This is a genomic window from Nitrospira sp. Vd2, from assembly GCF_979581665.1.
The window spans coordinates 85372-104939 of the sequence record NZ_CEFZSK010000042.1; the positions used below are offsets into that span (position 1 = coordinate 85372).

The window sequence follows — 19568 nt, forward strand, 5'->3', positions numbered from 1 at the left end:
TGGGAAGGTGTAGGGCTATCCTAAGTAGGAACGGCCCTACACCTTTCTTTTCTTCTAGCTCCGCGCTGGCATGTCTACTTGCCTTTGCTGGTATCGTTCTCTTGTTCGAAGGATGTACCGCTGACTCTGTTCAGCCGGGAGAAGGATCTTCAACTCCGGCGACTTCATCATTGGCGGTGAACCACCCCCCCGTGATTGTGAGTGTCCGCATTCAGCCAGACCCCATCGTTTTGAATAGGCCTGTCTCAGCCGTTACTCAAGGCCATGATGCCGACAGCGATCTCATCACGTTTCGACATCGGTGGAAAGTAAACGGACAGATCGTTGAAGGTGCAACGCATGACATATTTGAGTGGCATGGGCTGAAGCGAGGGGATCACGTCTCAGTTGACGTCACGCCGTATGACGGGCATACAGCGGGAGTGGTAGCCCATACCGACGCGATTGTCGGGAATACTCCTCCCGACATCAAAGAATTGGTCTTAGGGCCTGAAGAGCCGAAACGTGGTGACATTGTTCGTGCCACGATCAGTGCGTTCGATCCCGATGGCGATCCAATCCATTACCGCTATCGTTGGTTCCGAAACGAGAGCAAGGTTGCGGACGGAGAAGAAGATGCCTTAGCTACTGCCGAGTTTTCCCGGGGTGACGTCATATTTGTAGAAGTGACACCTTTTGATGAGACCACGAAGGGCAAAGCAAGGGTTTCCGGCCCCGTCGTTATTGTCAACAGTCATCCCGTCATCAACTCGGTGCCTCCCGATAAGATCGAACGAGGGCAATTCATCTACCAAGTCTTAGCCGAAGACCGCGATGGCGACCCGCTTACCTATGCACTCGAAGCTGCGCCGGAGGGCATGCGGATCGACCGCAAAAGTGGTCGAATCGAGTGGCCGCTCTCCGGAAAAACAGTCGGGTCGTTTCGCGTTCGGGTAACCGCCACTGACCCATACGACTCGCACGCGTATCAAGAGTTCGATTTGACGTTTGCTTCCGCCCCAACCGCCTCTCGACTGCACTTCTCGAAAGCTCCGAGCGTGCACACCCGCCTTGTCACTCAAAATCGTGCTCTGTTAGAATGACGTTCAGAAGGAGGACAGCACTCGTCAGGCGTGCGTAAGCTCAAGCTTCGAGAGGGCACGAATACCGCTAGTCTCTTCGGTCGACATGACCTTCATCTCAAGTTGATTGAGGATGAGCTTGGCGTGCGGATCTCCGCGCGTGGGGACGAAGTCGCATTGGATGGACCATCCGAAGCGGTTCGCAGCGCTGAGGGCGTCCTTCACGAGTTGGCGGCGCTCACTTCTCAGGGCTATGATCTACGCGCCGAAGACGTGACGCTGGCTCTGAAGGCTTCCCGTCACAGCGACGCCGCCCCTCTCAAAGATCTCCTTCAAACAAGCGTCCCGGTTTCAACGAAGAAGCGCTTGGTCGCGCCGAAGTCGGCTGCCCAAAAGGCCTACATCGAAGCGATCGAAAAATACGATGTGGTCATTGGCATTGGGCCGGCCGGAACGGGTAAGACCTACTTGGCGATGGCCATGGCGGTCGCGGCTTTAATGCGGAGGCAGGTCAGCCGAATCATTCTTGCGCGGCCCGCGGTAGAGGCCGGAGAAAAGCTGGGCTTTTTACCCGGAGACATGTACGCGAAAGTCAACCCGTATCTTCGGCCGCTCTACGATGCGCTTTACGATATGATGGATCTCGAACGCGCGAACCGACTGGTCGAGCGGGGTGAGATTGAGATCGCCCCCCTGGCTTTCATGCGGGGCCGCACGTTGAATGATTCGTTTGTTATTCTTGATGAGGCACAAAACGCGACCGCCGAGCAGATGAAGATGTTCCTGACGCGGTTGGGATTCAATTCGAAGGCGGTCGTGACCGGCGATATTACACAGGTGGACCTTCCGGCCGAGCGTATTTCTGGGCTTGTGCAGATCAAAGAGATTCTGAAAGACATCCCTGGGATCGAGTTCGTCTACTTTAGCGACAAAGACGTGGTCCGACATCGGCTCGTACAGGAGATTATCAAGGCGTACGACCGCCACGGTCAGAGGCAGCCGGCCCGGTCAGATGAACATCCTGATCCCTCTCATTCAGCCCGTCCCGCACGATCTTCCACTCGCCGTTCGTCGCGCGAAGGCCTCGACGGTCAGCCCCACTGATGCCCGTGCTGGTGAGGAGTCGGCTCCGCGCGACGCACGTACGCGTGTCGGCAGTTGAGCGCGTGCTCGAGCACATCTTGTCACGCCTCGGCTGTCACAATGATCTCCTCAGCGTCGAGTTCATTGGCGATGGAAGAATGCAACGGTTGAACCACCGCTATCGCCAGGTGGACCGCACGACGGACATCTTGGCGTTTGCAACACGGGAGGCTGGAGGTCCCTCCTCTCCGTTGCTCGGTGATCTCGTCATTTCGGTTCCACAGGCCGCCAGACAAGCGTGCCACCATCGTCACAGCGTCAGTCAAGAAATAGTGATATTGCTCGTTCACGGCGTGTTGCACCTTCTCGGCTATGACCATGAGCGCGAAGAGGCCGAGGCCCGTCTGATGCGCCGAAAGGAACAGCAGCTTCTACGCGAAGTTGCGCCCGCGCCTCGACTGGTCGCGCCGGATCGACGATCCCGTCAACGATCGCATGGCTCGAGAAGGGAGTAAGAATGGGGTGGTTTGACCGCTTAACAAGCGGGTTGACGAAGACCCGCAACGCCGTTCGTCAGTCGGTGGACCGCCTGATCGGTCGTGGTCTCGATCCCGAGGTGTTGGACGAACTGGAAGCTGCGCTGATCTCGGCGGACCTTGGTGTGAGCACGGTCCAGCGGCTCATCGATCGCCTCAAGGAAGCGCATGGAGCAGGGAATCGGTCGCAAATCGCTCTGGAGATCGTCAAGGGCACTCTCCTGGAGACACTCCGTTTTGCTGAGGAGCGACCGGTTGAACAGCTCATCAAGGACGGTCCGCGGCCGTTTGTCATTCTGGCCGTCGGCGTCAACGGTGTCGGGAAGACCACCACGTTGGCGAAACTTGCCCAACGGCTGAAGCAGGATGGCTTCAAGTCCCTCCTTGTTGCCGCTGACACATTTCGCGCTGCAGCCATCGAACAACTGCAAACCTGGGGGGAAAGAATTGGAGTCGACGTCATCACGCATCGGCAGGGCGCCGACCCTGCCGCCGTCGTTTTTGATGGTCTCGCCGCCGCCAGGGCCCGGCACGTGGATGTCGTGCTCATCGATACCGCCGGTCGGCTTCACACCAAAACAAATCTGATGGAGGAACTGCGGAAAGTCAAACGGGTGCTTGCACGCGAGTTGCCAGGTGCGCCCCATGAAGTTCTGCTCACGCTGGACGCGACGGTGGGGCAGAACGCCTTGTCGCAAGCCCGCCAGTTTCATGAGGCGGTGGGGGTCACCGGTATCGCGTTGACAAAACTGGACGGGACGGCACGAGGCGGGATTGTGGTTGCGATCAGTGAGGAGCTGAAGCTTCCAGTCCGTCTGATCGGGGTGGGAGAGAGTGCCGAGGATCTTCAGGATTTCCATGCACAGGAATTTGTCGATGCGCTATTTGCGAAAGATACCGCGGCTTCGTGAGCCGGGCCCGTCTTCAGTCATGGCGCGGCTCCTCTCGGTCTTCGTCTTTGTCCTCGCCTCAACGGCCTCTAGCGCGCAAGCCGATGAAGATCAGATGCTGCCGGATGCGGTCGCTCAGATTGATTCTCACCACCTCACCGTCGATGTCACACCGACGCACCATCAACTCCGAGTCCTTGACCGTCTCGTTGTGAGGATTCACCGGAGCGGCCGAGCGCGGCTGGCGTTCCTTCTGCACAAAGCGTTGATGCCGAAACGTGTGAATCTTGACCATGACGGTATCGAAACGGATGTGCGTTTGACTTACGGGCCGGAAGGGACGAAAGAAGCAGAACAAGGCGCCCGACTCATCATTGTCGAATGGGCTGGGACTCTGTCTCAGAATGACTCCGTAGTCTTGGTGTGGGAGTACGGTGGCCTCATTGACGATCCACCACGCGAGCCGCGGCATCTTCGGTTCGTGACGCCAAGTGAGACGGCCGGTCACATCGGCCCGGAAGGCGTGTATTTGAGTGGCGAAACGCATTGGTATCCAGATCTGGCGGATTCGCTGCCCGTCTTTGATATTGAGGTCAGCCTTCCGCAGGGCTGGCAGGCCGTGACACACGGCAGGCGGGTCGGAGAATCGATGTCCAACGGAAAATGGAGCAGTACATGGACGGTGACGGCCAAGACCGAAGCCTTGACACTCGTCGCGAATCGGTTCGTGAGGTCGACGCGCCCCTGGCGGGATATTGACGTGGAGACGTATTTATTCGAGGAGGATCAGGCGCTCGCGCCCGAGTATCTTGATGCGTCGACCCGTTATCTTGAAACCTATACGGAAAGGCTCGGTCCCTATCCGTACCCGAAGTTTGCCGTGGTCGAGAATTTTTTTGCGAGCGGCCTCGGCATGCCGTCGTTGACGCTGCTCGGGAGCGGCGTGATCAAGCGGCACTATGTTCAGCCTTATGCCTTGGGCCATGAGATCGTCCACAGCTGGATAGGGAATTGGGTGTTCAATCAGCCCGAGTCCGGCAATTGGGTCGAAGGCCTTACCACCTATCTGGCCAACTACTACTATGATGAGCTGACCGGAACGCCGGCCAAAACCCGAGAGCAACGGCGCCTGATGATCGCCGGCTACGCCGTCTATGTGCCTCCGGATCGCGACTATGCGATCGGTGAATTTACGCGGAAGACCGATCAGAAGGACAATGCCATTGGGTATCAAAAAGCAGCGATGGTCTTTCATATGCTCCGCCGGGAAATCGGCGAGGACGCCTTTTGGAGCGGGCTTCGTACCCTCGTTCAGCGATACGCGCAACACTATGCCGCTTGGGCGGACATCGCCGAAATATTCTCAGCGTCAGCCGGTCGGGATCTGGGTTGGTTCTTTGCACAATGGGTGGATCAGCCGGGAGCACCGGAGATTACATCTTTCTCCGCTGCCGCGATCCCCGCTGACCGCGAGTCGAGCTACCGAGTGACGGTGAAAGTTGAGCAAAGCCGCCCGGCGTATCGGCTCCTCATACCCCTCCATCTCGAATTGGACGACGGAACGAGGGTGGTCAGAAGCGTGTCGGTCAACTCGAGGACGCAGACGCTCGAAGTGCTTGTCCCTCGCCGGCCCCGCACAGTGGCGTTCGATCCGGACCTAGAGGTGTTCCGCCGGATTCCTCGGCACGCGCTTCCACCGATGCTCAATCTGTTTGTGACAGACGACCACCGTTCGGTGCTCGTGGCTGGCTCCGCAGATCAAAAGGGACCATACAGTGAAGTGGTCGGACGGTTGAGGACGCAGGCGGGCGGGATCGATGTCGTCACGGCTGCAGATCGGTTACCCCCTCGAGGATCGGTGCTGATTCTCGGTGGGACATCGGTCGGCGGAACTGCGGAGACCGCGTGGGCGGCATGCGGAGACCGCGTGAAGAGGCACGCGGACGGGATTGTCATAGGGGAGCGTGATTTCCGAGGAGCACAACTGGCCTTTCTCATCTCGTGCCGGAGGGCAGGGGATCGAAACGCGGTCGTCACCTTCTTCGATGGCACGCCCGCCGGTGTTGGGAAGGTCGCACGCCTCTTGTTTTTTTATGGATGGGCAAGCTATGTGATATTCGATGAAGGAAAAGTCATTGCGCGAGGTGATTTTATCGAGGAGGATCCTTTGACGGTTCATCTTCCATGAGTGCCAAGACGCTCTTGCTTGCCGTTGTTGCCGCAGTGATAGCGATTCCAGCGCTGCTCTTGGATGCTGGAGAATTCGCCCAGCCAGCGAAATCAGCCGACCGCCGAGAACGCCACTTGGCCAACATCCGACAGTTGACCTTTGGCCGACAGAACGCCGAGGCCTATTTCTCCTTTGACGGCACCAAGTTGATTTTCCAATCGACGAACAATTGGACGGCCGGCAGTTTTGCCGAAAGCCAGCACAAGAGTGCAGCGGGCTTCGACTGCTACCAGATGTATGTTCTCGACTTGGAAAGCCAGGTCATTCGTTTGGTGAGCCCAGGCGTCGGTGCGACGACGTGCGGATATTTCTTCCCGGGTGATCGACGAGTCCTCTTCTCCTCGACGCATCTAAAGGCCCCGAGCTGCCCCCCCAAGGCCAAACGGGAAGGACGCTACCGCTGGGCGCTCGATGACTACGATATTTTCTCGGTTCGACTCGACGGTCAGGAGATGCATCGGCTGACCGCGACGTCGGGCTATGATGCCGAGGCGACGATCTCGCCGGACGGCAAGACCATTGTCTTTACGTCGATGAGAGATGGCGATCTCGACGTCTATGCGATGAATCTCGATGGCACCCACGTTCGAAGACTGACCGAGGAACTCGGATACGACGGAGGAGCTTTCTTCTCGCCCGATAGCCGGCGCATCGTGTATCGCGCGTCCCATCCGAGAGCACCCGAGGAGGTCGAAGCGTATCGCGCACTGCTCGCGCAGCAACTCGTCGAGCCGAGTCACCTGGAAATTTTTGTGATGAATGCGGACGGCAGCGCCAAGCGCCAGGTGACCCGCAATGGCCGGTCGAACTTTGCCCCGTTCTTTCACCCTGATGGGCGGCGAATCATCTACTCCTCCAATGAGCACGATCCGGAATCGAACGGCCCGCCGTCCTTTCATCTCTTCTTGATCAGCGACGACGGCAGCGGTCTGGAACGTATTACGTTTGACGGCACCTTCAACAGCTTCCCCATGTTCTCCCCCGACGGCAAGAAATTGGTGTGGATCTCGGACCGCAACGCGTCGGCGCGCGGTGAGTTCAACGTCTTTCTCGCCGACTGGGTTCCGTGACGCTCTTGAATCCGCGATCACGGCGTGTGCTCGCCAGCCTCTTGTCCGTGCTCATTCTCTCGCTCATCTTCTGGGCGCTCTTCCAAATAGACCTGCCGCTGGCGCGATTCATGAGGTCAGTTCATCTCCCGATGTTGGAACGGATCGGCGACGTGGGCACGAGTCTGGGGAGCGGACTCGTCCTCGTCGTGATCAGCGTGGTCATCGCCGCCGGAGGATTGCTTCGACGACATCTCGAACTCCGTCTCACGGGCATACAAACACTCATCGCGCACGGTGTGGCGGCATTGATCACGCAGGGTTTGAAGCATACGGTGGGACGGCCGCGTCCACGTCTGCTTCACGGTACTGAAGGATTCCCGTGGGGGCCGTCCTTCGACGCCGGGCTTGATTCGTTTCCGTCCGGGCACACGACGGCGTCGTTTGCCGTCGCAACCGTGATCGCACAACGCTTTCCGCGCACAGCGTGGCTGGTGTATGCACTCGCCGGCTTCGTCGCGGTCAGCCGCGTTGTGCGAGGATCACATTTCCCGACGGACATCGCAGCCGGCCTCTGTCTCGGCATGCTGATCGGCGCCATCGTCGTCCATCCCCTTCGGTTCTGGAGGCAATCCGCGATGGAGGCGACAGTCGCGATGCTTCCACCACTGCTGGGGCTGTTGACCGTTCTTTGGCTGGCCTCGCACAGTAGGGGCACCGTCGAGCACCATATCGTTGCGGTGCTCGTCGGCGCGGTGGCAATGGTCGCCGGATTCTCCGCTCGTGTGTATTATCGCGTGCAGGGCCAGTGTGCACCGTCATATGCCGCCGCATTGATTGTTCTCGCTTTGGCGATCACGACGCGGTCCTTCCTGATCATGGGCCTCGTCGTATTGGTGTGTCTCGTGTATACGCTCCATGGAAAGGAGATGCGGATGGAGTCATCCTCCGCTGCCACGCTTCGCCTAAACGTCTTTCATCCGTATCAATGGCGGTCGCGAATGTCGACCCTCGATCTGCTTCTCCATGAAGTGCCAGTGGCCATCGGTCTCGTCCTGGCGATGTTGGCGATTCAGCAGATCAGCGGCATGCTGCCGATTCTTTAGACCAGAGAAGTGAGCCTTGTCGGCTACAGCCCGTGAGGATTCGGCGGAAGAGGTGATTGAGGCTGCGGAACGTTCACGATCGGCTGGTTCGCCAGTAGCGTATAGCCGTATCGGTCGAGCAGGGGGGAAAATCCGTCGGCTTCGGCCGGCAGGCGCGCCTTGAGCCGTGAAGGGAGGAGGATCATCGTTCGTCCGCCGGCGGTGAGGTGCGATTTCATTTGACCTTCTTCCCCGGGCTTGATCATCACGGCTCGGCGTTTGGCGTAAAAGAGGACCGACGGTTTGGGGGGGCCGTAGACGATCAATTCTTCTTCCGGCTTGAGGTTCAGCCCGGCGATGTAACTTAACTGGTGAGGCGGATCGATAAAGTAGCGGCTAAACCGCGGAAGGGTCACTTCGACCGCGATCAGCACGACGAGGACGAACGTCACCGCGGATGTCCAGATCGCGCCAGCCCGCCGATCATCCGAAAATCCGAAGTAGCCCACCAGCCCCATCCCGACCAGCAGAATCAAGCCGGCGGCAAACGGTCCATTGCCCGGGTCCGCCTGCGCCGCCGCCGGAAACTCCTTCGCGATTTGGGTCAGGAACGTCGAGTACAAGCTCGATGCGGAGACCAGCGCAAAGCCGAGGAGATACCCAACGAGCATCGTGAGGCGTAGAGCCCATTTGAGCCCGCTGGTCGCCGGCACCCCGAGCATGCGAACCCAGTAGATGCCGATCAGCAACGTCGCAGGCGGAAACAGGGGGCCAATGTAATGGGGCAATCGTGTGGCCGACACTGTGAAAAACACAAACACACCCATCACCCATAGCGCCGCAAACAGTTCAAGCTCTGCTTGTCGTCGCGCATCGTCCGCTTCCCTTGTCCATTTCACCGTGCGCCATCGGCGGATGGCCTCATAGAGGGCGGCCGGAAGAAAGCCGCTCCAGGGAAAGAGACCGATCAACAGGACCGGAATGTAGAACAACAGGGTGCCGTCATGGCCGCCGATGACGTTCAGAAAGCGGCCGACCGTATCGGCTTGCGCCGATGCCGTGTACCGCGAGCCATGAATGGCCAGCATCGCGGCGTACCACGGGACGGCAATGGCGAGAAACAGCACAAGGCCCGCGACTGGAAATCCCCGCCTCCAGAATTCGGGCCACCGTCTTGTGAGAAAGAGGTAGGGGCCGACGGCCAATAACGGGACGATGATACCCACAGGACCTTTGGTCAACGTTGCCAATCCCATTCCAACATAGAACAGCCAGATGTAGTGACGCTGACGGCCCGTCCCGTGAAGCCCGAGCCAAAAACCGTACAGAGCCAGAGTGGTCCAGAAGATCAAGACGCTGTCGGTCAACGCCATACGGCCGATGGCGAGCATTTCTATGTTCAGCAGCAGCATGAGGCCGGCGAGCATGGCGACGAGCGGTCCCTTTACTGTGTAAGCAAAGCGGTATTGAAGAACGATCAGACCCACCGCAAAAAGCGCGGATGGGAACCGCGCAGAAAATTCACTCACGCCGAGGAGGAGATAAGCGGCGGAGGTCAGCCAGTAGATGAGAATGGGTTTGGCGAAGCGCGGCTCTCCGTTCAGCGTCGGGTAGAGCCAGTTGCCGCTCTCGACCATCTCGCGTGCGGCCTCGGCATTACTTCCCTCATCCCGATCCGTTAAGCCGAGTTCCCCGAGATCGAGAAAGAACAGGAAGGCGGCGAAGGCGAGCAAGGCCAGCAACGGAAGGCGTGTCTTCAATGCTGACCTGTTGCGGTTCCCGGAGAGGGAGACTTCAATGCGGTCGGCGGCACCGTCTTGCGGATCAACATCAAATTTCGCACGTACACCAACGTGCCGATGCTCTGCCCGGCAATGAACACCGGATCCTTGCGGTACAGCGCATACGCGAGGGTGATGAGGCCGCCAATCAAGCTCAGATACCAAAAGCCGATTGGGACGCGGCTTTCAGCACTGCGCTCTGACGCGAGCCACTGCACGAGCCAGCGGAGGAAGAAAATGCCCTGACCGAGAAAGCCGATCAGGATCCAAATCGTCTCAGCGCTCGGCATAGGGCGTACGGCAATCGGAAGGGAAGGTCACGACCGAGGTGATGGACCGGCTTCCTCACGATAGCGATAGTGCAGGCAGCGGGACTGCATCCAACGAACCGCAATGAGATCGTAGAGACTCTTGAACAATCGATTCCCGACGCCGTATTTCGACACGCCATGGGCGCGGGGAAAATGCCGGACCGGCACTTCGGTGACGGTAAAGCCATGCATGAGTGCCAGGGCAGGAAAGAAGCGATGCATACCCTCAAAGAGGGCGATGCGTTCGACGACGGCGCGGCGAAAGATCTTCAGTGAGCAGCCGGTGTCATGCACACGATCGCCTGTAATGGTACTGCGGACGCGGTTCGCGATCCGAGAGGAAATCTTTCGGACGATATTGTCATGGCGATCCTTCCGCCAGCCACACACAAGATCATACCGGGCTGAGAGGGGGAGGAGAGTCAGAATATCCGCCGCGTCAAACTGAAGATCCCCGTCCATGGTTGCGATCAGTTCACCGGCCGCATGCCGGAAGCCTGCATCGAATGCCGACGTTTGCCCATAATTTCGGTCGAAGTGGAGCACGCGGACCTGTCGGTACATCGCCGCTAAGTTGTCGAGCACCTGAGCGCTGCCATCGGAGCTGCCATCGTCGACGAACAAGATTTCGAAGTCGGTGGATGCTGAACGTGGTGCGGTGGCGAGGATCTTTAACAGTTGTTCCGTGAGAGGAGGGAGGTTGTCGCGTTCATCCTTGATGGGGATGACGACCGAGATCCACGGGCGGGGTGAAACTGTCATGCCGGGTAGCGCATCCCTCTCGAATCGGTTCATTCTACTGGAAGCGGAGAATGATGGCAAATTCTTCCTTACGCGCACGCGTTGAAAATCGTCATGGATCCGTCACACATCTGTCTCTGCACGGAGACTCTGTTTGGGGAGTACACATGAACGTGTTTCAGCCTGATTATTCGTTCATGCAAGTAGAGTGTTGAGCACGGGCGAATAGAAGTTTGAGTCGTGCGGCTTCTACTAAAAACCATGCAATACGCTACGATTGCTATCCTGAAGGAAAACCACCCGGTGACGGACTTCTAAACACCACACTGTTTTGTTTTTGCAACACGAAGGCATATCGATTTCACGGATCTCAGATAAAAGCGTTTATACTACAAAGTCTTCTGATGCCGTTAAACGTTGGCATCGTTGGCACATGGGTTGCTTGGTATCCCGGCATATGATTATGCGCACACAACAGACGATTGCTCGATCGATGACCTGCTCGGGGATCGGGCTCCACAGCGGCCTTCCGGTGACCATGACCCTCTCCCCTGCACCGCCGGGAACGGGCATCGTCTTTGTTCATCGCCACGAAGGGCGCGAAGTGGCCCTCTCCGCGTCCGTCAAGAACCTCGTTCCTGCAGAGCTGTGCACGACAATTAGTGCCAACGGCGTGGCCGTTAAGACTGTTGAGCATATCCTCGCGGCTCTTTCCGGCCTCGGCGTCGATAATGTGTTTTTGGAGGTGACTGCTGGAGAGGTTCCGGTCATGGACGGCAGCGCCGCCCCATTCGTGCACCTCATTCAGGCTGCCGGAATCGCGCCACAAGCCATGCCGCAGGCCTTTTTAAAGATCACGGAGCCGATTGAAGTCGTGGATGGGGTGAAGCGAATCGTGATCGAGCCGTCGCCGACGACGCGCATTACGTACTCCATTCAGTACGACCATCCGCTCATCCAACGGCAGACTCACGTCTATGAGTGGTCAACGGATCTCTTTGAGCAGACCATCGCCGGAGCCCGGACATTCGGCTTTATGAAAGAGGTGAAATATCTCTGGGCGCGAGGACTCGGGAAGGGTGGCTCACTCGATAATACGATCATCCTCTCTGAAGACGGCGTCTTGAACGAATCCGGCCTTCGATTTCACGATGAATTCGTCCGCCATAAGGTCCTGGACCTCATCGGAGATTTAGCCTTCTTAAGGGTCCCCGTGATCGGTCACATCACCGCAGATCGCGCCGGCCATGCCCTTCACACGAAATTGGTCGAAGCGATTCTCGCTCAGCCCGACAAGTGGGTCCTGATTAATGCCAGTGAGCGGATGAATGGAACTCAGCCGCCCAGGCCGGCCTTCGCGCAGCAACCCGCCTCCTACTGTTGATCCGCCTCAGGCTTGTTTCGTTTCGGTTTGAAAAACATCGAGGGAAGAACGCCGGGAGTAAGTGGCCTTACTCCCGGCGTAGAATCCGGGGGGATTACTTCTTTTTCTTCTTCGCTGCCTTCTTCGTCGCCAAGTGAACTCACCTCCTTTCACGGGCTAAAGCGGCTACGCCCACACGGTTCACACCGCTTCGGTTAATGGTTCTTCCACAGCCTCGAACGTATTGGGACCCACCTTTCGGAAACGTTTGTCGCGCTTGAGGCTGGTCGCAACAGACGTCAGCGGCGTTTTCCCTTTGATTTGAATGCCGCCCTCGACCAATCTCTGAATCAGCTCCTTGGCATGCATCGAGTGCTTGGCTTCGCGGAGAATTTGGTACGCCGCCTCAGGCACACTCATTCCCACGTACTTGCTCCGTCCCAAGAGCAGCTCTCGGGATTTGTCGGTGACGTCCATGACCGGTAAAGGGCGAACGCCCTTGTCGTCGGGGATGATTTGACTGGACAGGCTGGCGAGCTTGGCCTTGTCAGCTTCGACGCGGTAGAGAGTTTCGGCCAGTTCTAAATACTTCTTGATGGTCGCGATTTCTTCCTCGAGGCGGCCCCGTTTTTTTTCGAGTTCCTGCAAGCGACTCTTGTAGGCGCTAATTCGCTGTTCCAGACCGACCAGAATGTCTTTTAGTTCTTCCACAAGCAAGACCTCTTGTGTGCATGCTTGCTTTGTAGCACAGCTTTTATACGCAGTCAACAAAAAAAATCATAATGCTTGTTGGTAGAGTGCGTGCTCATGCGTAAGCGAGTAAAGCAGCCAGGGACAGTGAGCGCTTGATGAGGACCTAAGCATGTTGATTTAGAAATGAAAGCGTTAAAAGGGGAAAGCGCCTTGGCTTTCGGGCGAGCCGGCCAAGCATGCAAGCGAGCGGCGAATGGGGAAGCCTGTCCTTGCCGTTATGACGGCATTGAGGATGGTTTTGGTGAAAGAGGAAGAGGTCGCCAGCTCTTACCGCCGTCCTCACTCTTGTAGAGACCGCTGCCGTTTGTCCCGACGTACAGGCTATTGGTGTTGAGCGGACTCATGCTGATGCTTCGAACATTCGTCGTCTCCAACCCCGTATTCATGCTTTCCCACGTTTCCCCTCCGTCCGTGCTCTTGTGGATACCGGCGCGGCCTCCGATATACAGTACATTGGTGTGCTGAGGGTCGATGATGAGACTGCTGATGTATTGATCCGATAACGCCGTTCCGATACGGGTCCACGAATTCCCCATATCAACCGACTTGAAGAGCCCTTTCGTTGTGCCGGCATAGATCACGTCCGGCCGCTGAGGATCAACCGCGATGGCATTGACCCCGAGCGCCAGAGAGGCGTCCAGAATCTCTGGTGGAATCAGCCCATTGTTGATTTTCTTCCAACTGTTGCCGCTGTCCGTGCTGCGATACGCGCCCCCTGTCGTGCCGGCATACAAGATTGACGGCCGTTGTGGATCAATGGCGATCGTCACGACGATGTGCACTTCCTTCATGCCGGCCATTCGTTCCTCCCACAGGCGGCCGCCATCCGTACTTCGGAACACGCCCACCGTTGTCGCGGCGTAGATTGTTTCGCTGTCCCGTGGGTCAAAGGCAAATTGATTGACGACCGACACATGTTCCTTCAGGCCGGCATTGTGTGCGATCCAGTGCTGACCGCCGTCGGGACTCTTGTACACCGCATCGAACATGGTCCCGGCGTAGACGGTCGCGGGATGCTGCGGATCGAGCGACAGGGAGAGGACCCGGTAGGTGCTGAGATCAGTCGCCATGCGTTCCCAGGTTTCTCCGCCGTCACGCGTTTTATACACCGACTCATTCGTCGCCACGTAGAGGATGCGAGGATTCGTCGGATGAACCGCAATGGACACGATGGCGTCACTGGCTTTGCCGCACGCGGCGCTGCTCAACACGAGAAGGATCGACCAGACCCGTACAGCCGCGCTGCTCCACGCCACGCTGATGATCGCGCGAAGTATCTTCATCTGTCGATGATCTTTACGAGCCGCCACGGAAGGGCGCGGCATACCCGGTCAGTTCAACGTATCCGTGTCCGGCAACCGGCGCGCCATTCTTCATGCCGGTGACTTGAACCGCGCCCTCCCAGTAGGTCACTTGCGTGCTCCGAGCGGTGATGAGTTCTTGATCAGCAACAAGAGGCGTGAGGATCAGCGACAAGGAGAGCGACGGCACGGTGAGGCGCCAGCGGCTTGGATAGCGTGCGCCGCTCGCGGGACTGTTCCATGACGACAGCTCCTCGATGTGGAGATGATCGACCTGTAGGTGGCGCAGGCTCCCATCCCGGCCGACATACGTCCCGCTGGACACACGATCCGTCGAGCCGTCTGCCCGCCGCAGTCGATAAAACATCAACTCCGTCTCGTCCTGCAGTTGGAGACTAAACCAATCCCAGCCCACCTGATCCTGTCCCAGGCTTGCTGATCCGAACTCATGATCCATCCAACTCAGTCCATGGACGGCGAATGACTTTCCCTGGAGCGTTATCGTGCCCTCGGTTCGCAAGCGGGTGAACGAATAGTAGTGCGACGCCTGCCCGCGCTCATCTCCTTTTCGGCTCACGCCATCGATGCCGTGCACAACAGCGGGCTTGGCGGGGACAAGCGTGAGATTAAATGAAAAATCATCCCCAGAAGTCGACAAGCGATAGGACTGATGGTCCTCCGCCGCTTCAGCAAACCAGCGGTCAATCCAGACGCGTAGACGATCCTGGTCGGCACCAGCCTTGCCAAGTGCCGCGCGGCTGACCTTTTCGGCGTAGCGGAAACGACCACTCTCTACATCGGTGACCGCGGCATGTGCCAAGTAGAGGTGTCTCACCGCCCACCGGGACGGATTGTCGCGGACGAGGTCCTCGTTCATTCTCTCTCGGAAAAATGTCAATTCGAAACCAAAGCGTCGGCCGTTCTCTGAGCTCAGATGACCAGTGTAGTACCACCACTCGGTTCGAAACTCGTCATGCGATCCATGGTCCACAGGAAAGTGGTAGTGATAGCCGGGCAGGGCGAGTCGTTCTTTTCCTGACGTTGGGACGCTGAGCGTGATACCGACAATGGCAATTGTAATGGTCAGGAATGTGCGCCACACGCGGTCATGAACGCGGTTGCTGGCATGGCTGCGAGCCTTCACGGGACCGCTTATAGCACGCACACCGAGAGCACGCAATCATCAATGGCAACAAGGGTTTTTCGCGTTTCTCTTTCCGTTGCAAGCGTTGACAGGATTCACAACCATCGGCTATCGTGTGGAATGTCCATGGGATCAAGCCGGTCGGCCGACGAGTCGTCTCTTCTTCAGCTTCCCGATCGGATTCCCGTCTTCCCCCTTCCCAACGTCGTCTTTTTTCCCAAGACCTATTTGCCACTCCATATTTTCGAGCCGCGCTATCGCGCCATGGTCGCTGATACGCTGGGTGGTCCGCAATACATTGGGATGGCGCTGCTCAAAGAAGGATGGGAACACGATTATGAGCGCAATCCTCCGATCTATGAGATCGGCTGCATCGGGCGGTTGATCCGCGTGAAGCGCTTGCCGGACGGCCGATACAACATCCTGCTTCAAGGTCTCGCTCGTTACACGGTCTGCCAAGAATTCTACGACAGGAGTTATCGACGGGCCCAGATCGAGATCAGGCCCGATCGGATCGATCCCCTGCCTGACGCCGTTCGTGCGAGTACGCTTGCCTTGGTTCGCAATGCCGTGAGCCGACGGCCGGATCGACCTGACTGGACGCGGGGATTGACGTCGGACTTGAGCGATGAGGTGCTGATCAACACCCTGGCCTCCCTCTTGGATCTCACGGTCATTGAGAAACAACTATTGCTGGAGGCCGATACGCTCGTGCAACGCGCGCGCCGGCTCAACGATCTGCTGCAATTCCGCCGTCAACAATCGGGCGGCCTGATGGGACGGGGATGATGAGCCGCGCCGTCGCGATCGAGACCGTCGGGCTGACCAAAACCTTCGGCACGCATCGCGCGGTCGATGATGTGTCCTTCCAAGTGTACGGCGGTGAGATTTTTGGCCTGCTCGGGCCGAACGGCGCGGGTAAGAGTACCACTCTGCGGATCTTGATTACCTTGCTGCACCCTACGGCCGGCCACGCCACCGTCCTGGGCCATGATGTGGCCAGGGAACCCGAGAAGGTTCGCCGCGTCATCGGCTATGTTCCCCAGGAGCGCGCGCTCGATCGATTCCTCACCGGGCGCGAACACCTGGAACTGCTGGCGGCCCTCTACCACCTGCCGAAGGCCGAAGCCCAGCAGCGTATCACCGAGCTTCTCCGTCTCGTGGATTTGGAGGATCGCGCCGATCAGCCGGCGAAGAATTATTCCGGAGGCATGAAGCGCAAGCTTGACATTGCCTGCGGTCTCTTGCCCAACCCGCGTCTCATCTTTCTCGATGAGCCGACCTTGGGGTTGGACGTACAGAGCCGGCTCCGAATCTGGGATTACATCCGTCGTCTGAAGGAGCGTGGCATCACCATCGTCATGACGACCAATTATCTCGATGAGGCGGATCAATTGTGCGATCGACTAGCGATCATCGATGCGGGACGCATCAAGGCTTTGGGATCGCCAGCCGAGCTGAAGGCCGGGCTCGGAGGGGACACGCTGTCGCTCTCGATTGCCGAGGCGACACCCACTCAACTCGCCGCGCTCAGCCGGGCGCTGGAAGGGCTCGCTGGCATCCGGGGGGCGACGACCAAGGACCACCGGATCGATGTTCGCGTTGACTCGTTTGAGAAGGCTCTGCCCGCGGTATTGGATGCCGCCGGCCGGGCGGGCTGTCCGCTCGATGGCATCAACTATCATCGGGCACGGCTCGATGACGTATTCATCGCATACACGGGGCGCGCCTTCCGTGAGGAACTGCCACAAGGTGAGGACGACCGATAATGCACGAGTATCTCCAAGAAATCGGCGCGCTGACCATGCGTTGGGTCCGGCGGTTGAGCCGCGAGCGCTTCAGCATGCTCTTCACGCTGGTCCAACCCATGTTGTTCTGGTTGATCTTCTTCGGGAACCTCTTTCAGCGGGCAGCGGACACCCAAGTCATGCAGGCGCCCAACTACATCAGCTTTCTCGCGGCCGGCGTCGTGGTCATGACGGTCTTGAATAACGGATTGGCCGGCGGCGTGGATTTGCTCTTCGACAAGGAGAACGGCTTTCTCGAGCGGTTGATGTCGACCCCGATCCACCGGACGTCTGTTATTCTCAGCCGGTTCATTTTTGTCATGGCGGTGACGTCGCTCCAGGTCCTCGTCATTCTCGGTGTCGCCTCACTCTTCGGCGTCCATCCGGCCACGGGATTTCTGGGCGTCGCCGTCATCCTCCTGATCGGGATCCTGTTCGGTGTGGGCCTGACCGCGATTTCGATGGCAATGGCCTTCTCGGTCAAAAGCCATGGCGATTTCTTTTCCGCTCTGGGCTTCCTCTCGCTTCCGATGATTTTTTTGAGCTCCGCATTGGTGCCGCTCACGGCCATGCCGACCTGGATGGAGGCCCTCGCGATGCTCAATCCCATGACGTGGGCGATCGATGCCGTTCGGCCCCTGATTTTGTCCGGTTGGACACAGGCGTTGCCCCGGGTCGGTATGGTGGTCGTGATCATGCTGATATTCGATGCCGTCTGCCTCTATGGAAGCCATCGAGCATTTCAACGATCGCTCGGCTAAGGGCAACCGAGCAACCGGCCTGCAGGTATAATGAGTAAGCGGGAGAAACGGTGGTTGGGAACGAGCACAAGATCCGGGCGTTGATCCGCTTGCTCTCCGATAACGACGACCGGATTGCGAAGACCATCAGCAGTCGGTTGATCGAAATGGGCGATTGCGCGATTCCGCTGCTGCTCGAGGCCGAGATCGAGCAGCCCGAGATGGCCCGTCGCATCGAAGCCATCCTCGATGAGATTCGCGGGACTCGGTTGGAGGACGGCTTCCGTGAGTTGAGCGCCGCCGCAGATGAAGAAGTAGACCTCGAAAAGGGGGCCTTTCTTCTTGCCCGATATGCGTTTCCCAATCTCGATGTCTGCGACTACCGCAGGAAGATCGAAGCAATGGCGAGTGAAGTGCGTGACCGCATGGGCCGGCGGGTGTCCGGGGAAGAGGCGGTCAAGATCCTCAATCGCTATCTCTTTGCGGAGCAGGGATTTCGTGGCAATACTAAGAACTATTACGAAGCCGACAACAGCTACTTGAATCGCGTCATCGACCGGCGGACCGGCATCCCGATCAGCCTCTCCACCGTCTACCTGCTTGTCGGGAGCCGTCTCAGGTTGCCGCTCCATGGCGTGGGAATGCCGGGACACTTCCTCGTCAAATTCGAGTCGGACCGCTACAAAATCTTCATCGACTGCTTCAACGGGGGCGCTCTCTTGACGGAGCGCGATTGCGCGCGATTCCTGGTCCAAGCCGGGTATGGATTCGAAGAGAAGTATCTCTGCAAAAGCTCCAACCGCGCCATCCTCATCCGCATGCTCAAGAATTTGATCGCCATTTACACGAAGCTGGACGACGGCTTGAAGACGGGCCGTCTCGGCCGGTTCATGGAGATTTTAGGCGGAACCACACGAGCGGAATGTGATTGAGGCTCGAGACGGGCCGCTCGACCTGTCAGAGTCGCACCGTCATCAAGTCCCTGGCCTTCGTGATCGTCCCTGAAAACTTCTCGCCAGCCTGGGCTTTCACATCGTAGCGCTCCGCGACAGGATAAAAGTGTGACAGGATCAGCCGCTGAGCGCCGGCTTCCCGTGCCACACGGCCGCACTGATCGGCAGTCAGATGGGCCGGCCCCGGCTGCTGCGCCGGAAATGAACAATCCAGAATCGCGATCGTGGCATCACCGCACAGCCGCACCACGCCGTCACAGTATTCGGTATCCCCCGAATAGGCCACGCATTGGCCGCCGTACTCCAGCCGATACCCGACGCAATGCAAGTCCGGCGTGTGGGACATGGTGACCGGCGTGATCTTGGTCGCTCCAATCCGAAGCGGCCGCCCTTCGACTTCGCGTAGCCGAAGGCGGAACTTACCCTTGTTGAAGCTCGGGAACGTGCGCGTGATCGTCTCGAAGAGTCGTCGAGTCCCCCGCGGTCCGATCAGCGTCAGATCGTCTCGCCGTGCGACGTGTCGCGAATAATAGACTTCATCGAAGAGGTATGTGATGACATCCGAGAAATGATCGGCGTGGAAGTGCGTGAAGAGCACGTGAGTCAATCGATGGCGATCGATTCCCGTCTTCATGAGATTCATGAGCGTGCGCGGGCCGAAGTCCAGCAGGAAGACGCCATCGGTCTGTACGAGATAACCGGCCGCCGCACGCCGTGGATGGACGTTGGTGCCGGAGCCGAGAATCGTGACTTGCATCAT

At 58.3% G+C, this 19568-nt stretch carries 19 protein-coding genes; 12 read left to right on the forward strand and 7 right to left on the reverse strand.

The annotated features are described in order from the left end of the window. The first annotated feature begins 191 nt into the window (after positions 1 to 191). Genes AC1U7K_RS19015 through AC1U7K_RS19045 form a run of 7 tightly spaced genes read left to right on the forward strand, consistent with a single transcriptional unit; the run spans position 192 to position 7955 of the window. Positions 192 to 1082 carry an Ig domain-containing protein gene (locus AC1U7K_RS19015; RefSeq protein ID WP_480253414.1) on the forward strand — a complete coding sequence of 297 codons (891 nt, stop codon included), beginning with the start codon at positions 192 to 194 and terminating at the stop codon, positions 1080 to 1082. A 30-nt stretch (positions 1083 to 1112) separates the two neighbouring features. Beyond that, on the forward strand, positions 1113 to 2165 hold the full coding sequence (locus AC1U7K_RS19020; RefSeq protein ID WP_480253415.1) for a PhoH family protein: 1053 nt from the start codon (positions 1113 to 1115) through the stop codon (positions 2163 to 2165). Next, on the forward strand, positions 2165 to 2659 hold the full coding sequence (gene ybeY / locus AC1U7K_RS19025) for an rRNA maturation RNase YbeY (RefSeq protein ID WP_480253416.1): 495 nt from the start codon (positions 2165 to 2167) through the stop codon (positions 2657 to 2659). The genes AC1U7K_RS19020 and ybeY overlap by 1 nt, the downstream gene beginning before the upstream one ends. A 2-nt stretch (positions 2660 to 2661) precedes the next feature. After that, positions 2662 to 3591, forward strand: coding sequence for a signal recognition particle-docking protein FtsY (gene ftsY / locus AC1U7K_RS19030; protein ID WP_480253417.1), 930 nt, complete (start codon positions 2662 to 2664; stop codon positions 3589 to 3591). Beyond that, on the forward strand, positions 3539 to 5758 hold the full coding sequence (locus AC1U7K_RS19035) for a M1 family metallopeptidase (protein ID WP_480253418.1): 2220 nt from the start codon (positions 3539 to 3541) through the stop codon (positions 5756 to 5758). Before ftsY ends, AC1U7K_RS19035 begins: the two co-directional genes overlap by 53 nt. Continuing rightward, entirely contained in the window at positions 5755 to 6870 is a 1116-nt protein-coding gene (locus AC1U7K_RS19040) for a TolB family protein (RefSeq protein ID WP_480253419.1), read from the forward strand. The genes AC1U7K_RS19035 and AC1U7K_RS19040 overlap by 4 nt, the downstream gene beginning before the upstream one ends. A gap of 5 nt (positions 6871 to 6875) precedes the next feature. Next, entirely contained in the window at positions 6876 to 7955 is a 1080-nt protein-coding gene (locus AC1U7K_RS19045) for a phosphatase PAP2 family protein (RefSeq protein ID WP_480253420.1), read from the forward strand. A gap of 23 nt (positions 7956 to 7978) precedes the next feature. Here the strand turns inward: AC1U7K_RS19045 and AC1U7K_RS19050 are convergent, their stop codons facing one another. The 3 genes from AC1U7K_RS19050 to AC1U7K_RS19060 are packed head-to-tail and all read right to left on the reverse strand — an operon-like array spanning position 7979 to position 10788. After that, positions 7979 to 9694 (reverse strand): ArnT family glycosyltransferase, encoded by a 1716-nt coding sequence (locus AC1U7K_RS19050; RefSeq protein ID WP_480253421.1) that lies wholly within the window; start codon positions 9692 to 9694, stop codon positions 7979 to 7981. Continuing rightward, positions 9691 to 10005 (reverse strand): lipid-A-disaccharide synthase N-terminal domain-containing protein, encoded by a 315-nt coding sequence (locus AC1U7K_RS19055; protein ID WP_480253422.1) that lies wholly within the window; start codon positions 10003 to 10005, stop codon positions 9691 to 9693. Before AC1U7K_RS19055 ends, AC1U7K_RS19050 begins: the two co-directional genes overlap by 4 nt. A 27-nt stretch (positions 10006 to 10032) precedes the next feature. Continuing rightward, positions 10033 to 10788 (reverse strand): glycosyltransferase family 2 protein, encoded by a 756-nt coding sequence (locus AC1U7K_RS19060; RefSeq protein ID WP_480253423.1) that lies wholly within the window; start codon positions 10786 to 10788, stop codon positions 10033 to 10035. 436 nt (positions 10789 to 11224) lie between these two features. Between AC1U7K_RS19060 and lpxC the strand changes: the two genes are divergently transcribed. Beyond that, a complete protein-coding gene (gene lpxC / locus AC1U7K_RS19065; protein WP_480253424.1) occupies positions 11225 to 12151 on the forward strand; it encodes a UDP-3-O-acyl-N-acetylglucosamine deacetylase in 927 nt (308 codons plus the stop codon). Between the two features lie 180 nt (positions 12152 to 12331). On the opposite strand, the gene AC1U7K_RS19070 is transcribed toward lpxC, so the two are convergent. From AC1U7K_RS19070 to AC1U7K_RS19080, 3 genes are all read right to left on the reverse strand, one after another. After that, positions 12332 to 12841, reverse strand: coding sequence for a winged helix-turn-helix domain-containing protein (locus tag AC1U7K_RS19070; RefSeq protein WP_480253425.1), 510 nt, complete (start codon positions 12839 to 12841; stop codon positions 12332 to 12334). Positions 12842 to 13098: 257 nt separating this feature from the next. After that, positions 13099 to 14166, reverse strand: a complete 1068-nt coding sequence (locus AC1U7K_RS19075; protein ID WP_480253426.1) for a WD40/YVTN/BNR-like repeat-containing protein — start codon at positions 14164 to 14166, stop codon at positions 13099 to 13101. Positions 14167 to 14179: 13 nt separating this feature from the next. Continuing rightward, positions 14180 to 15349: a lipocalin-like domain-containing protein gene (locus AC1U7K_RS19080; RefSeq protein ID WP_480253479.1), complete on the reverse strand. Its 1170-nt coding sequence runs from the start codon at positions 15347 to 15349 to the stop codon at positions 14180 to 14182. Between the two features lie 105 nt (positions 15350 to 15454). On the opposite strand from AC1U7K_RS19080, the gene AC1U7K_RS19085 reads away from it, so the two are divergent. The 4 genes from AC1U7K_RS19085 to AC1U7K_RS19100 are packed head-to-tail and all read left to right on the forward strand — an operon-like array spanning position 15455 to position 18787. Further along, positions 15455 to 16117, forward strand: a complete 663-nt coding sequence (locus tag AC1U7K_RS19085; RefSeq protein WP_480253427.1) for an LON peptidase substrate-binding domain-containing protein — start codon at positions 15455 to 15457, stop codon at positions 16115 to 16117. After that, positions 16114 to 17097, forward strand: a complete 984-nt coding sequence (locus AC1U7K_RS19090; RefSeq protein ID WP_480253428.1) for an ABC transporter ATP-binding protein — start codon at positions 16114 to 16116, stop codon at positions 17095 to 17097. Before AC1U7K_RS19085 ends, AC1U7K_RS19090 begins: the two co-directional genes overlap by 4 nt. Next, the gene (locus tag AC1U7K_RS19095) at positions 17097 to 17876 is read left to right on the forward strand and encodes an ABC transporter permease (RefSeq protein WP_480253429.1); all 780 of its coding nucleotides are present in this window, start codon (positions 17097 to 17099) and stop codon (positions 17874 to 17876) included. The genes AC1U7K_RS19090 and AC1U7K_RS19095 overlap by 1 nt, the downstream gene beginning before the upstream one ends. 50 nt (positions 17877 to 17926) lie before the next feature. Further along, positions 17927 to 18787 carry a SirB1 family protein gene (locus AC1U7K_RS19100; protein WP_480253430.1) on the forward strand — a complete coding sequence of 287 codons (861 nt, stop codon included), beginning with the start codon at positions 17927 to 17929 and terminating at the stop codon, positions 18785 to 18787. Between the two features lie 25 nt (positions 18788 to 18812). On the opposite strand, the gene AC1U7K_RS19105 is transcribed toward AC1U7K_RS19100, so the two are convergent. Beyond that, on the reverse strand, positions 18813 to 19568 hold the full coding sequence (locus AC1U7K_RS19105) for an MBL fold metallo-hydrolase (protein WP_480253431.1): 756 nt from the start codon (positions 19566 to 19568) through the stop codon (positions 18813 to 18815).